13 protein-coding genes, 1 tRNA gene and 2 pseudogenes are annotated in these 15,943 nt (G+C 66.4%); 5 read left to right on the forward strand and 11 right to left on the reverse strand.

What is annotated here, in order from left to right; all coding sequences use genetic code 11:
* The 5 genes and pseudogenes from DIE16_RS19635 to DIE16_RS19665 all read right to left on the reverse strand — a co-directional run.
* Positions 1 to 308: pseudogene (locus DIE16_RS19635) on the reverse strand (cytochrome ubiquinol oxidase subunit II); the annotation flags it as partial.
* Positions 309 to 637: 329 nt separating this feature from the next.
* Positions 638 to 2,167: a NuoM family protein gene (locus DIE16_RS19645; protein WP_124488279.1), complete on the reverse strand. Its 1,530-nt coding sequence runs from the start codon at positions 2,165 to 2,167 to the stop codon at positions 638 to 640.
* A 450-nt stretch (positions 2,168 to 2,617) separates the two neighbouring features.
* Positions 2,618 to 3,991: a hypothetical protein gene (locus tag DIE16_RS19655; RefSeq protein ID WP_124893269.1), complete on the reverse strand. Its 1,374-nt coding sequence runs from the start codon at positions 3,989 to 3,991 to the stop codon at positions 2,618 to 2,620.
* A 185-nt stretch (positions 3,992 to 4,176) separates the two neighbouring features.
* Positions 4,177 to 4,270: transfer RNA gene (locus DIE16_RS19660), tRNA-Ser, on the reverse strand.
* A 111-nt stretch (positions 4,271 to 4,381) separates the two neighbouring features.
* Entirely contained in the window at positions 4,382 to 5,635 is a 1,254-nt protein-coding gene (locus DIE16_RS19665; protein ID WP_040144529.1) for an aspartate kinase, read from the reverse strand.
* On the opposite strand from DIE16_RS19665, the pseudogene DIE16_RS37550 reads away from it, so the two are divergent.
* Positions 5,618 to 5,855: pseudogene (locus DIE16_RS37550) on the forward strand (hypothetical protein); the annotation flags it as partial. The gene DIE16_RS19665 and the pseudogene DIE16_RS37550 sit on opposite strands and share 18 nt — an antisense overlap.
* Positions 5,856 to 5,977: 122 nt before the next feature.
* Here DIE16_RS37550 and tilS read toward each other — a convergent pair.
* The 4 genes from tilS to cysS all read right to left on the reverse strand — a co-directional run bounded on the left by tilS (position 5,978) and on the right by cysS (position 10,809).
* Positions 5,978 to 7,384 (reverse strand): tRNA lysidine(34) synthetase TilS, encoded by a 1,407-nt coding sequence (tilS, locus tag DIE16_RS19670; protein ID WP_124522113.1) that lies wholly within the window; start codon positions 7,382 to 7,384, stop codon positions 5,978 to 5,980.
* A 43-nt stretch (positions 7,385 to 7,427) separates the two neighbouring features.
* The gene (locus DIE16_RS19675; RefSeq protein ID WP_006478433.1) at positions 7,428 to 8,399 is read right to left on the reverse strand and encodes an acetyl-CoA carboxylase carboxyltransferase subunit alpha; all 972 of its coding nucleotides are present in this window, start codon (positions 8,397 to 8,399) and stop codon (positions 7,428 to 7,430) included.
* 99 nt (positions 8,400 to 8,498) lie between these two features.
* Positions 8,499 to 9,368, reverse strand: coding sequence for a DNA-3-methyladenine glycosylase (locus DIE16_RS19680; protein ID WP_124488283.1), 870 nt, complete (start codon positions 9,366 to 9,368; stop codon positions 8,499 to 8,501).
* Between the two features lie 43 nt (positions 9,369 to 9,411).
* Positions 9,412 to 10,809: a cysteine--tRNA ligase gene (gene cysS / locus DIE16_RS19685; protein ID WP_044847975.1), complete on the reverse strand. Its 1,398-nt coding sequence runs from the start codon at positions 10,807 to 10,809 to the stop codon at positions 9,412 to 9,414.
* A gap of 234 nt (positions 10,810 to 11,043) precedes the next feature.
* Between cysS and DIE16_RS19695 the strand changes: the two genes are divergently transcribed.
* From DIE16_RS19695 to DIE16_RS19710, 4 genes are all read left to right on the forward strand, one after another.
* On the forward strand, positions 11,044 to 11,766 hold the full coding sequence (locus DIE16_RS19695; RefSeq protein WP_185735488.1) for a tetratricopeptide repeat protein: 723 nt from the start codon (positions 11,044 to 11,046) through the stop codon (positions 11,764 to 11,766).
* Between the two features lie 39 nt (positions 11,767 to 11,805).
* Positions 11,806 to 12,381, forward strand: a complete 576-nt coding sequence (locus tag DIE16_RS19700) for a peptidylprolyl isomerase (protein ID WP_012364186.1) — start codon at positions 11,806 to 11,808, stop codon at positions 12,379 to 12,381.
* An 88-nt stretch (positions 12,382 to 12,469) separates the two neighbouring features.
* A complete protein-coding gene (locus tag DIE16_RS19705; RefSeq protein ID WP_006483987.1) occupies positions 12,470 to 12,961 on the forward strand; it encodes a peptidylprolyl isomerase in 492 nt (163 codons plus the stop codon).
* 26 nt (positions 12,962 to 12,987) lie between these two features.
* Positions 12,988 to 13,788 (forward strand): UDP-2,3-diacylglucosamine diphosphatase, encoded by an 801-nt coding sequence (locus DIE16_RS19710; RefSeq protein WP_044847977.1) that lies wholly within the window; start codon positions 12,988 to 12,990, stop codon positions 13,786 to 13,788.
* Between the two features lie 48 nt (positions 13,789 to 13,836).
* Here the strand turns inward: DIE16_RS19710 and cysE are convergent, their stop codons facing one another.
* Complete coding sequence (gene cysE, locus DIE16_RS19715; protein ID WP_044847978.1) at positions 13,837 to 14,610, reverse strand: serine O-acetyltransferase; 774 nt, start codon at positions 14,608 to 14,610, stop codon at positions 13,837 to 13,839.
* 335 nt (positions 14,611 to 14,945) lie between these two features.
* Positions 14,946 to 15,770, reverse strand: coding sequence for an RNA methyltransferase (locus tag DIE16_RS19720; RefSeq protein ID WP_124522115.1), 825 nt, complete (start codon positions 15,768 to 15,770; stop codon positions 14,946 to 14,948).
* Positions 15,771 to 15,943 lie beyond the last annotated feature (173 nt).

Genomic DNA, 15,943 nt, shown 5'->3' on the forward strand with positions numbered 1-15,943 from the left:
CCGAGGAACAGGATGATCAGCGTCGGCACCGTCCAGATCACGACCTCGATCGCGGTCGAATGCGACCAGTTCGGCGCATAGGCGGCGTTGCGGTTCGATGCGCGGTAGCGCCATGCGAACCACAGCGTGAGCAGGATCACCGGCACGACGACGATCAGCATCGCCCATGTCGAGGTCGCGATCAGCGCCTTTTCGGCGGCCCCGACGCTTCCTTTCGGATTTAGTACATCTAAATTACAGCCTGACAGGCTCAGCGCCGCGCCGATCGATATCAGCGCCGTCCAGCCTTTTGAAGCTCTTCTTTTCATCACACAGCCCGAGGGTCATTGAATCCGTTGCGTTTGCCCGATGCGCATTCGATCCACGAAAGTGGCCGAATCATACGTCGCGCGGGCGCGGCGAAAAACCGGTGGGTGCGACAAATCATCATTGCAGAATCCGCAGTGAGACAGATTGTCGCGGGGCAATTTCACGCAGCCGGGAGGCGGCCGCGGGCCTCGGGTCTCACGCCGAGGGCCTTGAGACGGCCGAAATCGGCGAAAAACCGCGGGCTCGTGTCCGCCCTGCCCCGATGAATGCGCGCGCAACGAGGTCCGCATCGGCACGCGATGCGGACCTCGTGCGCGGCGTCACGCGCTCAGCCGTGCGCCGCGGCCATGTACGCCGGCTGCGCCGGTGCGCCGCCGTCCCCGGCCGGCAGCTTCGAACGGCTCGCTTCCTCGATCAGCCGTGCGACGGTCGGATCGATCGCGTCGGTGAACGGCTTCGGATCGACGCCCACCATCAGCACGATCAGCGCGAGCGACGCGAACATCACGATCTCGCGACGGCTCAGGTCGGCGAGCTTCGCGATACGCGGACCCGCGATCTTGCCGAACACGACGCGCTTGACCATCCACAGCGTGTACGACGCGCTGAGGATCAGCGTGAGTGCCGCGATCGCGCCGATCCAGAAGTTGACGCGGATCGCGCCCATGATGACCATGAACTCGCCGACGAAGCCCGACGTGCCCGGCAGGCCGACGTTGGCCATCGCGAACAGCAGCGCGAACGTCGCGAAGCGCGGCATCACGCCCGCCACGCCGCCGTACGCGGCGATCTCGCGCTGCTTCGTGCGATCGACCAGCACGCTCACGCACAGCAGCATCGCGCCCGCGACGAAGCCGTACGACACGAGCTGCACGATCGCGCCTTCGACGCCGATCTGGTTGAACAGGAACAGCCCGAGCGTGACGATCCCCATGTGCGCAACCGTCGAATACGCGAGCAGCTTGCCGAGATCGGTCTGGGCGAGCGCGATCAGGCTCGCGTAGACGATCGCGAACAGCGACAGCGCGATCACGGCCGGCGCGAAGAAGTGGCTCGCGTCCGGCGTGATCGGCAGCGCGAAGCGCAGGAAGCCGTAGCCGCCGAGCTTGAGCATCGCGAGCATCAGCGCGGCACCCGTCGGGCCGTCGGTGTAGACGTCGCGCAGCCACGTATGAACCGGCCACATCGGCACCTTGACCGCGAACGCGGCGAAGAAACCGAGGAACACCAGGAGCTGCGGCGCGAAGCCGAGCTGCAGCGTGCGCCATGCGTTCATGTCGAACGTATGCGACTTCGCGTACAGGTACAGCATCGCCATCAACAGCAGCAGCGAACCCGCGAACGAGATGAAGAAGAACTTCACGGCCGCGTAGACGCGATGCTCCCTGCCCCACGTGCCGATCAGCAGGTACAGCGGAATCAGCGTCGCCTCGAAGAAGATGAAGAACAGCAGCCCGTCCTGCGCGACGAACACGCCGACCATCAGCCCCGACAGGATCAGGAACGACGCGTAGTACTGCGCGACCCGCACCGTCACCGCTTCCCACGACGCGATCACGACGACGAGCGTCGTGAAGGCGGTCAGCACGACGAGCCACAGCGACGCGCCGTCGATCCCGACACGCCAGCCGGCGTTGAAAGCCGCCAGCCAGTTGCGGGTTTCGGCGAACTGCATCGCGGCCGAGTGCGAATCGAAACCGGTGACGAGCGGCACGACGGCGGCCAGCCCCGCGAGTGCGCCGACCAGCGCGATCAGCCTCGTGCGATGCGGATGACGGTCGGAACCGGCGCGCAGCAGGCACGCGCCGAACAGGATCGGAACCCAGATCGCCAGGCTCAGAAAGGGGAAATCATGCATGTCAACAGGCCTTGAGAGGGTCGCGCGCTGCATCGGAAACAGGCGTGACGAAGGAAACGAAATCAAATCGACAGATAGATTTCGCGGACCGCCAATGTTGGCAAAATGTAAAGCGGAATCAGGGCAAAGCTTGACGCCGCTCAAGCGCAATCGGGTTAACCAGCATAAGGCGAATGATTATTTTTTGCATCGCAGCAGAGGAGCTTTTCACGACGCCCGGATAGATCGCTGATTTTTATGTGTAATTTTTCGTATTGTGATGCGACGCCGAGCGCACGAATCGGTGCGATGCCGCATTTTTGGCCGGAAGACCGATTCTTCGGGGCGCAAGCGTGGAATGCGGGGAAGGATGAATGAGAGCGATTCAAACCTTACACGGATACTTTCATTTTTATTTCACCGGCCGCCGATCGCCGCGATCCGGAACACCGGAAATCGCGGCGCATTCCGTCAGCGCTGATGGCTCAGCCTGTCCCATACGCGCATCGTCACCGCGCGATAGTGGTTGTGTTGCGCGGGGAAATGGACGAAGCGGCTGTCGCGCGTCGCATAGACCGGCGATGACGCGAGCGACATCGCATCGACGATGTAGCGCGCGTCGATCATGCCCGCCTCCAGCAGTTCGACATAGATCGCCTGCTGGTCGCCGCCGCTCGCATAGACCGACGACCGATCGCCGATGCGCTCGATCCGCGCACATATGCGTTCGACCAGTTCGCGCATTGGTGCGACGTTACGCACGCCGATCATGCACGAGTTGATCGCCCAGGCCGTGTGGTCGGTGCCGATCACGAAATCGCGGCCGTCGACCACGCCGTCGACCGTCTGGCGCTGGTCGATCGCGAGGATGTCGGCGTCGACCCAGAACACGAACGCGTGATCCGGCAGATGTTCGCGAATCAGGTGCAGCTTCGCCCAGTTCGCATCGACGCCGGCCGGCAGGAGCGCGGGCGGTTCGCGATACGCGTGGTACGCATAGCCGTGTCGCGTGCAGTAGCGAACGAAGTTCTCTTCGTGAAGATCGCCGTAACCGGCGATGTGCGACGTGTGCAGGCTCACGAACGCAATGCTTGCATGCGGGTTCAGGTGTCGCGCCGGTTCGCGCGGGCGTTGCTGCGCGGTGCGCCAGTCGTCCATCGCGCTCGGCTGCTCGCCCCGCTGGACACGCGCCGCGTCGTCGACGAGCGCGAGCACGTAGCGAAAGTCGTAGTCGGGCGTCGGCGCCCATACGCCATCGATCTGCTGCCATTCGGGCGCCTGGTGCGCCACGAGCGGATGCGCGCCGACGACCGCGTCGATCGCTAGCCCGTCGCGCCATACCGTCTGGGCCGACGCGAAATGGCCGGTCGCGAGCGGCTGATCGAACGGCAGCGGCGGGAAGTGCTCGGCAAGCAGCGTCGCCTCGCATGCGTGTTGCCGCTCGGGCAGGCGCATCGCCCACTTGCCGAGCTCGACCACCAGCTTGCGCAAGCACTCGCGCACGTCGGGCACGTTGCGAAAGATCATGCCGCTCGCGGCGGGCAACGACGACTTCGAGGTCTGCGTCGTGACGATCGCGTCATAACCGTCCGCGACGGCCGGCAACGCATGCTGGCCGAACACGACCGAGAACGGATCGAGCACGAGCAGCAACGCGCCCTGCTCCATCGCGACGAGCTGCGCGATGATCGCGTGGTACTTGTGCAGCACCTGCTGGCGCTCGCCGTACACGTGCGTGCCGTCGACGATCGCGTGCCGGTAGCCGTGGGCCCGCGCGTAACGTTCGTGATTGTCGACGAGCCCGTCGACGGGACGGTGCGAAAGGATGGTCAGTACGGAATGCATGCGTGCCGGAACTCCCGATTGAGCCGCGCGAGGCGATACGCCTATTTAGCGCATGAGCGCCGCTCGAGTCGAGCATTGATTGGCTGTCCGGACGAAGCGTGGCGCCGGGCGGTGCGTGCGGAAACGACGCCGGAAAAGAAAAAGCCCCGCAAGTCCGAGAACTTGCGGGGCTTTGTCACCGCTTTTGGCGGAGACGGAGGGATTCGAACCCTCGATCCAGGTTTTGGCCCAGATGCTCCCTTAGCAGGGGAGTGCCTTCGACCTCTCGGCCACGTCTCCCAAACTTTCGCTCGCACCAGGGAGGCAGTGCGACGAGAACGAGATAATATAGGGTTTCGAACCGTGAGTCAATTTCCGTGATGCATTTTCTTCAATGCATCACGAAAAAATTCACGCGGCCTGGTCGAGTTCGAATGCCTTGTGCAGCGCGCGGACGGCGAGCTCCATGTATTTCTCGTCGATCAGCACCGAAATCTTGATTTCGGACGTCGAGATCATCTGGATGTTGATGCCCTCTTCCGACAGCGTGCGGAACATCTTGCTCGCGACGCCCACGTGCGAACGCATGCCGACGCCGACGACCGACACCTTCGACACCTTCGGGTCGCCCTGCACGCGCTCGGCGCTCACATGGCCCTGCACCTGGTTGGTGAGGATGTCCATCGCCTTCTGGTAGTCGCCGCGGCCGACCGTGAACGTGAAGTCCGTCTTCCCTTCGACGCTCTGGTTCTGGATGATCATGTCGACGTCGACGTTCGCGTCGGCGACCGGGCCGAGGATCTGATACGCGATGCCCGGCTTGTCGGGCACGCCCATCACCGCAATGCGTGCTTCGTCGCGCTGGAACGCGATGCCGGAAATGACTGCCTTTTCCATGGTCTCGTCTTCTTCAAAAGTAATCAGGGTGCCCGAGCGCATTTCTTCGTCGAGCGCAATCAGCGGATCGGTCAGGCTCGACAGCACGCGCGTCTTCACCTGGTATTTGCCGGCGAATTCGACCGAGCGGATCTGCAGGACCTTCGAGCCGAGGCTGGCCATTTCCAGCATTTCCTCGAACGTCACGCGATCGAGGCGTCGCGCCTCTTCGACCACGCGCGGGTCGGTCGTGTAGACGCCGTCGACGTCCGTATAGATCAGGCACTCTTCGGCATCCAGCGCGGCCGCGACCGCCACCGCCGACGTGTCCGAGCCGCCGCGGCCCAGCGTCGTGATGTGGCCGTCCGGATCGACGCCCTGGAAGCCCGTGATGATCACGACCTTGCCGGCGTTCAGATCGGCCTTCACGCGCTCGTCGTCGATCGAGTGGATGCGCGCCTTCGTGAACGCGCTGTCCGTCTTGATCGGCACTTGCCAGCCGGCATAGCTCACGGCCTCGACGCCGATTTCCTGCAGCGCGATCGACAGCAGGCCGACGCTGACCTGCTCGCCGGTCGACGCGATCATGTCGAGCTCACGCGGGCTCGGCTGGCTCGAAATCTCTTTCGCGAGACCGAGCAGACGGTTGGTTTCGCCGGACATCGCGGACGGCACGACCACCATCTGGTGCCCGGCCTGATGCCATTTTGCGACGCGTTTCGCGACGTTCTTGATGCGCTCGACCGAGCCCATCGAAGTGCCGCCGTATTTGTGTACGATGAGTGCCATTGTCGTTCTGAACTGGAGGAGAAGCCGCACGGGCGCGCTGGGCAGGCCGCGTTGCCGTTCGGTCACGCGGCTTGTGGCTGTGGACGGACGACGAGGGGGACGGCTGGGACGCAACACGCAAGCGTGACGGATTTTGCCCGGAAGGCCGATCAGGCCGCGCAAACCGGGTACGTCACGCGGAAAACCTGCACAAATCGCTCAAAAATCGAGCCGAGCAAACGACCGAGCGTACCCGATAGAGGCCCGCTTGACAAGCCGCTCGCCGGTTCGGCAAGCGTTCCGGCGCTGTTTACCAAATGGTGAAAACCGGCGCGCGATCGCGCGGCGGCAAGCGTGTCGCCGCTATGCGATCAGCAGGTCGGGACGCCATTCGATCCGGCGCCACGCGCCGGCATCGGCCAGCCCGTCGCCGTGATTCACGCCGAGCCGCGGCACGTAGACGAGCCGCTCGCCCGCAAACAACAGCGGCACGTCGCGCTGCCAGGCCGGCACGCCGCGCTCCTGGAACAGGTTCTTCAGCGTGCGGCCCGGGCCGCCGGGCGACGTACGCAGCCGCTCGCCGCCCGCGCGGGCGCGCGCGGCGAGCGTCGCGCCGCGCAGCAGCGCCTCCGGCACCGCGCCGTCGCTGCCGGCCTCGGCCGGCGCGAACACGAACGTGCCGCGCCATGCCGGCACGCGCCAGACTTCCTGGCCGTCCCACGCGAGCGAGGATTCGGGATGCGGCGTTCCGGTGCCGTCGTCGGCCGGCTCGGCGCTGTCGCCCGCCTCCCAGTACACGGTGTCGCGATAGAGCCGCAGGCACTGCCCCGCGTGATCGACCCGCAGCGCATGCGCGTCGTGCGCGGCGCGCAGCTGCCGCATCATGTTCGCCAGCCGCCCCGCCGACGCACCGGGCAGCCCGAGCCGGCGCATCCAGAAACGCAGCAGGTTGGCGCCGCGCGTATCGTCGAACGCGACCAGCGCATCGCGCGACAGCGCGCGGCCGTCGTCGCGCGCGGCGCCGGCGAAATCCAGTTCGGCGAGATCGTCGAGCAGCCGCTGCGCGGCGGCCGCATGCTGGGCCGCGCGGCCCAGCGCATCGCGAAAACCCGGGAAATGCACGGCGAGCGCCGGCAGCACGTCGATGCGCAGCGCATTGCGCGCGTAGCGCGTGTCGCCGTTCGATTCGTCGTCGATCCACGTCAGCGCGCGCTGCGCCGCATAGCGCTCCAGTTGCGCGCGCAACAATCGCAACAGCGGCCGCACGCGCTCGACGCTTGCGCCGTCAGGCCGATAACGCGGCGCCATCGCGGCCAGGCCCGCGATCCCCGCGCCGCGCAACAGCTGAAGCAGCACGGTCTCCGCCTGGTCGTCCGCATGCTGCGCGACCCAGAGCGCGGCCACGCCGTGGCGCTCGCACATCGCGTCGAGCGCCGCATAACGGCGCTCGCGCGCGGTCGCCTCGATGCCGAGGCCGCTGTCGCGCGGCACATCGACACGCTCCGACTCGAACGCGACGCCAAGTTGCCCGGCCGTCGCCTGCGCATGCGCGACCCATGCGTCAGCGTTCGCGCTAAGGCCGTGGTGCACGTGCAGCGCGACGCAACGCGCGGCGCCCGCCACACGCACGGCCGCGTCGAGCAGCACCGTCGAGTCGAGGCCGCCGCTGTACGCGATCGCGATGCGCGCATCGGCCGGCAGATCGGCAAGCGCAACGCCGACCGCGTCGAGGACGACACGGTCGGCGGAGAATTCGGTCGGGGGGATCACGAGCGAGACGCGCGCCGGACGGCGCGCGATGCGAACACGCCGGTCATGCGCCGGGCGTGGTTTCCTTGAACTTGCCGTAGGCCATCAGGCGCTCGAAGCGGCGCTCGCGCAGCGCATCGATGCTCATGCCCTGGAACTGGCGCAGCGAATCGGCGAGCGCACGGCGCAGCAACGCGGCCATGCCCTTCGGATCGCGGTGCGCGCCGCCGAGCGGCTCGTTGATGATCTTGTCGATCAGGCCCAGCGCCTTCAGGCGATGCGCGGTCAGGCCCAGCGCTTCCGCGGCCTCGGGCGCCTTCGCGGCGCTCTTCCACAGGATCGACGCGCAGCCTTCCGGCGAGATCACCGAGTAGGTCGAGAACTGCAGCATCATCACGGTGTCGGCCACGGCGATCGCGAGCGCACCGCCCGAACCGCCCTCGCCGATCACGGTCGTGATGATCGGCGTCTTCAGTTCGGCCATCACGTACAGGTTGCGGCCGATCGCCTCCGACTGGCCGCGCTCTTCCGCGCCGATGCCCGGGTATGCGCCCGGCGTGTCGACGAACGTGAAGATCGGCAGCCCGAATTTCTCGGCGAGACGCATCAGCCGTTCGGCCTTGCGATAGCCTTCCGGACGCGGCATCCCGAAGTTGCGCGCGGCGCGCTCCTTCGTGTCGCGGCCCTTCTGATGGCCGATCACCATGCACGGATGGCCGCCGAAGCGCGCGAGGCCGCCGACGATCGACAGGTCGTCCGCGAACGCGCGGTCGCCATGCAGTTCGTGAAAATCGGTAAACAGTTCCGCAACGTAATCGAGCGTGTACGGACGCTGCGGATGCCGCGCGATCTGCGAGACCTGCCACGGCGACAGGTTCGCGTAGAGGTCCTTCGTCAGTTGCTGGCTTTTCTTCGACAGCCGCTCGATTTCTTCCGAAATATCGACAGCCGAGTCGTCCTGCACGAATCGCAGCTCTTCGATCTTGGCCTCGAGTTCGGCGATCGGCTGTTCGAAATCCAGAAACGTGGTCTTCATGTGTTCGAATCCTTGGGTCTTGCGGCAGCGCGTATTCTACCCGCGCGGGCGACGTGCAAAACCGGCTCTCAACTATTGATGTTTAAAACCCGATAGCCGTCAATCGGCGTCGGCGTCCGGTGCGTCGAGGCTGCGCCACATGTACCAGGTCGCGACGGTACGCCACGGCTCCCAGTTGGCGGCCACTTCACGCGCCTCGCTGCGCGTAACGGGCTCCCCGCTGAAGTAATTGACGCTGATCGCGCGGATCAGGCCCGGATCGTCGAGCGGCAGCACGTCCGGCCGCGACAGGTTGAAGATCAGGAACATCTCGGCCGTCCAGCGGCTGATGCCGCGGATCTGCGTGAGTTCCGCGATCACGTCCTCGTCGTCCATCGACGTCCATTTGTCGACGTGCAGCGCGCCCGACACGAAGTGTTGCGCGAGATCGAGAATATATTCCGTCTTGCGCTTCGACAGCCCGCACGCGATCAGCTTGTCCGCGCCGAGCCGGATGACCGGCTGCGGTGCGAGTTTCGGACACGCATCCTCGATGCGCGCCCACAGCGCCTGCGCGGACGGAACCGAGATCTGCTGGCCGACGACCGAACGCGCGAGCGTGACGAACGGGTCGCCGCGCTTCACGAGATGCGCGGGGCCGAACTTCGGGATCAGCTTCTTCAGGATGCGGTCGCGCTTGACGAGATCGGCGCTCGCTTTATCCCAGTACGCGGGACGCACGACGCCATCGGCGCCGTCGACTGCCGCATCGGCGGCCCGCACCTTGCGGGCCGCGTCGGCGGCCGCCATCGCGACCTCCGGCTGCGCCGCGTCCACGCCCTTCGCGCGCGCGGGCTTTGCATGACCGTTGAGCGCGCCGTTCGGCACGGCGCGCGTCGCGTCCGCCTTCGCCGCTGGCGCGCGCTTGGCTGCCGGACGCGCGGCGAGCGGAGTCGCACGCCTGACCGGCGCTTTTCTGGCCGTTGCCATCCTGCCTCCTACCTGACGGATCGGTCAGTGGAACGCATCGCGCTCATACGCGACGCCATTCGGTCGATCCGCCCGGTTTGTCTTCAAGTGCGATACCGGCGTCGAGCAGTTCCGCCCGAATCCGGTCCGCTTCGGCATAGTCCTTCGCTTGCTTCGCCGCGACACGCGCGGCGATCTTCGCTTCGATTTCGTCGGCTGCGAGCCCGCCCGCCTGCGCGGCACCGGTGCCCTGCTGCAGGAACGCGCGCGGTTCGCGGCCGAGCAGGCCCAGGAGGCCCGCCAGTTGTTTCAGTTGCCGCGCGAGCGATGCATCGCGCGTGCGATTGACTTCACCCGCCAGTTCGAACAGCGTCGCCACCGCGACCGGCGTGTTGATGTCATCGTTCATCGCGGCCGCGAAACGCTGCGCGTGCGGCTCGTTCCAGTCGAGCGCGAGCGTGTCGGGCTCGACATCCTTCAGCGCCGTGTACAGGCGCGTGAGCGACGCGCGCGCGTCGTCGAGATGCACGTCGCTGTAGTTGAGCGGCGACCGGTAGTGCGTGCGCACGATGAAGAAGCGCATGACCTCGGCGTCGTACCGCTCGAGCACTTCGCGGATCGTGAAGAAGTTGCCGAGCGATTTCGACATCTTCTCGTTGTCGACCTGCACGAAGCCGTTGTGCATCCAGTAGTTGACGAACGTCTGGCCGGTCGCGCCTTCGCTCTGCGCGATCTCGTTCTCGTGGTGCGGGAATTGCAGATCCTGCCCGCCGCCGTGGATGTCGAAATGCTCGCCGAGCAGCGTGCAGCCCATCGCCGAGCATTCGATGTGCCAGCCCGGCCGGCCCATCCCGTACTTCGATGCCCACGACGCACCGTCGGGCTCGTCCTCCTTCGCGCGCTTCCACAGCACGAAGTCGAGCGGATCCTGCTTCGCATCGTTTGCGGCAACGCGCTCGCCCGCGCGCAGGTCGTCGAGCGACTTGCCCGACAGCTTCCCGTAGTTCGCGAACTTGCGCACCGAATAGTTGACGTCGCCGTCGCTCGCCTGGTACGCGTAGCCGTTCGCCTCGAGCTTCTCGATCATCCCGAGCATCTGCGGAATGAACTGCGTCGCGCGCGGCTCGATGTCCGGACGCTGGATGCCGAGCGCCGCCTCATCCTCGTGCATCGCGCCGATGAACCGGTCGGTCAACGACTTGATCGTCTCGCCGTTCTCGACCGCGCGGCGGATGATCTTGTCCTCGATGTCGGTGATGTTGCGCACGTACGTGACCCGATAGCCGATCGCACGCAGCCAGCGCTGGACGAGGTCGAACACGACCAGCATGCGCGCGTGGCCCACGTGACAATAGTCGTAGACGGTAATCCCGCATACGTACATCCGCACTTCGCCTGACTGGCGCGGCACGAAAACTTGCTTGTCACGCGCGAGCGTGTTGTAGATGCGCAGTGATTCCATAGAGATGAACCGTGAGCCGAAGGAAACCGCCCTGGCGAAGCTCGCCCAGCATGCGAAACGGACGGACCACCTGCTGCGGCTCGCCGCCGCGCGTCCTCGTTATCACATGGGGCGGTCAGGCTGCAAGCACAGCGGTGACGGCCACGAGAGGCAAAGAAAGACTGTCTGCCGCTCGCCGGAACGCGCAGACGTTTTGTTAGAATGGCTCGGAGTATAACATTCCGATTTACGCCTATGAAACCTCATCGCGGCCGCGCGCCGAGCGCTGCGACCCTCGTTGCGACCGCCGTCATGGGCGTCGCACTGACGCTGTTCGCGGCCCCCGCGGCGCATGCGCAGAAGGCCCCGGCCACCGCCGACGGCACGCCCGAAATCGACGCGTCGATCTCCGGCAAGCAATGGAAACAGGCGCTCGCGCAACTCGACGCGCGCATCGCGGCGAATCCGCACGACGTGCAGGCGCAGTTCAAGCGCGGCACCGTGCTCGCCCGCCTGAACCGCGACGACGACGCGATCCAGCAGTTCGTCGCGATCACGCAGGCCTACCCCGAACTGCCCGAACCGTACAACAACCTCGCGGCGCTCTACGCGAAGCACGGCCGCTACGACGAAGCGCGCAGCGCGCTCGTCACCGCGACGCAATCGAACCCGAGCTACTCGCTCGCGTACGAGAACCTCGGCGACCTCTATCTGCGCCTCGCAGCCGAATCGTACAAGCGCGCGCAAGCGCTCGGCCGCACGAGCGGCGCGACCGCACAGCGCCTCGCCGACCTGCAGAAGATCGTGTCGCCGCCGAAGCCGGCCGCCAACGCGCGCGCCGTCACGCCGGCCACGCGCGCGTACTCCGATCGTGCCGCCGCAAACGTGAGCACCACCACGCTGCCGATGTCGCCGACGTTCCAGTTCAACGGTCCGTCCGGTGCGCTGGCAGCGCCGTACGTCGCGCCATCGCAGTAAGCGGCGCAACCTTCCCTCCCTCCCAACCTGAGGATCGCAATGAAACGTCTGTTGCTGGCGCTTGGCGGCGCCGCCCTTCTCGCGACCGCGCCCGCGTTCGCGCAATCGGCCACCGCGCACCCCGTCGTGCAGCTGAAGACCTCCCAGGGCGACATCCGTGTCGAGCTCTACCCGGAGAAGGCGCCGAAGACGGTCGCCAACTTCCTCGACTACGTGAAGGCCGGCCAGTACAACGGCACGATCTTCCATCGCGTGATCAAGGGCTTCATGATCCAGGGCGGCGGCTACAAGACCAACTTCGAGGAGAAGCCGACCCGCGCGCCGATTCCGCTGGAAAGCCGCAATGGTCTGAAGAACCTGACGGGCACGATCGCGATGGCGCGTACCAGCGATCCGAACTCGGCCACCGCGCAGTTCTTCATCAACACGGTCGACAACAGCGGCCTCGACTACCCGAACCCGGACGGCAACGGCTATGCGGTGTTCGGCAAGGTCGTGTCGGGCCTCGACGTCGTGAAGAAGATCGAAGGCGTGGCGACGACCTCGCGCGGCCCGATGCAGGACGTGCCGGCCCAGCCGGTCCTGATCGAATCGGCCAGCATCGTTTCGAAATAAGCACCTGCCGGCACGTCCGGCGCCACACGCGGCCGCGTCGCACGACCGGCCGCGTGCCATTTAAACCGCCTCACCGAAGGAATTCATCATGGTTGAACTGCACACGAACCACGGCGTGATCAAGCTCGAGCTGGACGCCGCGAAGGCACCGAAGACGGTCGAGAACTTCCTCAACTACGTGAAGAAGGGCCACTATGACGGCACGGTGTTCCACCGCGTGATCAACGGCTTCATGATTCAAGGCGGCGGCTTCGAGCCGGGCCTGAAGCAGAAGCCGACCGACGCGCCGATCGACAACGAAGCGAACAACGGCCTGAAGAACGACAACTACACGATCGCGATGGCGCGCACGAACGATCCGCACTCGGCAACCGCCCAGTTCTTCATCAACGTGAACGACAACGATTTCCTGAACCACTCGTCGCCGACGCCGCAGGGCTGGGGTTACGCTGTGTTCGGCAAGGTTGTCGAAGGCCAGGACGTGGTCGACAAGATCAAGGGCGTCAAGACGGGCAACGCGGGCTTCCACCAGGACGTCCCGACCGACGACGTCGTGATCGAAAAGGCCGTGGTGGTCTGACCCACAGCCGTTACGGAGGCACTTCGATGTTGCAGGAGAGTCCGCCGCGAAGCGTCTCCGCGGGCGTGCCGGGCGAGCGCGAATACGCGCAAGCCGCACGCCCGTTCCTGTTTCTCTCCGATCTGCACCTGAGCGAGGCGATTCCGAAGACGGTCGCCGCGTTCGAGCATTTCGTGAAATACACGGCCGACAGCGCCGACTCGGTGTTCATCCTCGGCGACCTGTTCGAATACTGGATCGGCGACGACGTGCTCGACCACGATCCGTTCGCGGCACGCATGGCCGCGCTGATGCATACGTTCTCGGAGCGCGGGATCGCGCTTTACGTGATGCACGGCAATCGCGATTTCCTGCTCGGCCGGCGCTTCATGAAGGCGGCCGGCGCGATGCTGCTGCGCGACCCGGCGCTGATCACGTCGTTCGGCCAGCGCATCGTGCTCACCCACGGCGACGCGCAATGCACGGCCGATCGCGGCTATCAGATATTTCGGCGGTTTGCCCGCAATGGCGTCGCGCAGGCGCTGTTTCTCGCGTGGCCGTTCCGCTGGCGCCGCGCGCTCGCGCAACGGATGCGCTCGAACAGCGAAGCGGGCCGGATGCGCCCCGCTTCGGCGATCTACGATGTCACGCGTGAAGGCATCGCCGCGCTGTTCCGGAAGAGCCGTGCGAGCGTGATCATTCACGGCCACACGCATCGCCCCGCGCGCCACCTCGAACCGGGCGGGATTCGCTGGGTACTGCCCGACTGGGATCTCGACCACGGCATGCCGCGCGGCGGCTATCTGCGCGTCGACGCCGAAGGCATCCACGCGATGCCGCTCGACTGACGCGAGCGACACGACCGCAGCTGCCGGCGGCCGCCGGCACGCGCCGCGTTACGCCTGGCGCTCGACCGCCTTGCCTTCCAGCACCGCCGACAGCCTGCGCAGATCGAGACGCGCCGCGTCCGCGCCCTGCAGCGTTTCCAGATGCGTGCCGAGCTGCTCGAGCGCCGCGACGATCTCGTCGACGCGCCGGCTTTCCTTCGCCGCGTGGTCGATCAGGCCGTGAATCGCGAGCGACATCGGGTCGTCCGCGTTCGGCGTGATCCCGTACGCGCAGAACGCGGCGCGCTCGGGCTGCGGCTTCGGTTGCGCCGGCATCACGATGCGCGCCGGATTGCCGACCGCGGTGCCGCCTGCCGGCACCGGCTTCACGACGACCGCGTTCGAACCGATCTTCGCGCCCGCGCCGACGGTGAAACCGCCGAGCACCTTCGCGCCCGCACCGACGATCACGCCGGCCTCGAGCGTCGGATGGCGCTTCGCGCCGCGCGTGAGCGACGTGCCGCCGAGCGTCACGCCCTGATAGATCGTGCAGTCGTCGCCGACGATCGCGGTTTCGCCGATCACGACACCCATCCCGTGATCGATGAACACGCGCCGGCCGATCGTCGCGCCCGGATGGATCTCGATACCCGTCAGGAAGCGCCCGGCCTGCGACGCGAAGCGTGCAAGCCAGTAGCGTTTCGCGCGCCAGCACGCATGCGCGAAGCGATGCAGCACGAGCGCGTGCAGCCCCGGATAACAGGTCAGCACTTCCCAGGCACTGCGAGCGGCGGGATCCCGCTCGCGAATCGTCGCAACGTCTTCGCGCAGTCTGGTGAACATGATCGGGTCTGGGCTGGGGAAAAGGCCGGCACGCCCGCCGGCAACGGCCGGTCGTTATCGCGCCGGGTAATTTGCTTATGATGTTCGGCGATTGTAGGGCCACTCGCCCGCGGCCGCACAGCGTCGCGCGTTCACCCCGTCGGCGGCGCGGGTATTCGCGCGGGGCGCCCGTCGTGGCCAGGTAACGCGGTTATGCGGTTATGCGGTTATGCGTTCATCCGGTGGCCGGGCACGGACCGGGCATCCCCGTCGCGGCGGCCGATGCGACACGCCGGCTGCAGGCGGAGCGCATCCGCCGAACGCATGAGCGCCCGGCCGCGGCGTACTTCGGCCGCTTATGCGTCGCCTTCGGGCGTGCCGGACTTCAGCAGGATGTGCTTCGCGATGCCGCGCAGGATGTTGACCTCCTCGCGCTCGAGGCCGGTGCGCGCGAACAGGCGCCGCAGCCGCGGCATCAGCTTCTTCGGGTTGCGCGGGTCGAGAAAATCGAGCGCGACCAGCGCGTTCTCGAGGTGCGCGTACATCCGCTCGATCTCGTCGCTCTGCGCGAGCGTGCCGACCTCGGGCTGCGCGTCGCGCGGCGACTCGCTCCCCTGCTCCAGGAACGCGACACGCAGTTCATACGCGAGCACCTGCACGGCCTGCGCGAGGTTCAGCGAACTGTAGGCCGGATTCGCCGGGATATGCGCGAGCGCGCTGCACTGCTCGACGTGCTCGTTCGCGAGGCCCGTGCGTTCGTTGCCGAACACGAGCGCGATGTCGCCGGTGCCGACCTGCGTGTGCGCCTGTTCGGCGGCCGCGCGCGGCGCAAGGCGCGGCGGTCCGTATTCGCGCGTGCGCGCGGTCAGCGCGATCGACCAGTGGACGCCGGACAGCGCGTCGCCGAGCGTGGGCACGACGTGCGCGGACGCGAGGACGTCGTCCGCGCCGCTCGCCATCGCGATCGCCTCGGGGTCGCTCTGCACGTGCGGCACGCGCGGCGCGACCAGGACGAGCCTGGAGAAACCCATCGTTTTCAGCGCGCGGGCGGCCGCCCCGACATTGCCGGGATGGCTCGGCTCGACGAGCACGAAACGGGTGGAAGTGAAGCCGCCGGACAGCGGCGGGGACGAAGCCGCGCCCGATTCGGACGGCACGGCGGGGTTCTGCGGGGTTTCCACTACATACGACTCGGTTCGTCAGAATGGCAGTATGGTATCGCCATCGCCCCGGCAAACCCACTCGTCCGGACGGCCAGTGGGGGTTTCCCCGCATCCCGGTCACCTGAAACTCCCGAAAATCGGGTAAAATCATGCGTTTACGCGCCGCACCCCGTGCGACGCGGGTCGTACCC

It is taken from the genome of Burkholderia sp. Bp9090, from assembly GCF_003857985.1.
Lineage (GTDB): Bacteria > Pseudomonadota > Gammaproteobacteria > Burkholderiales > Burkholderiaceae > Burkholderia.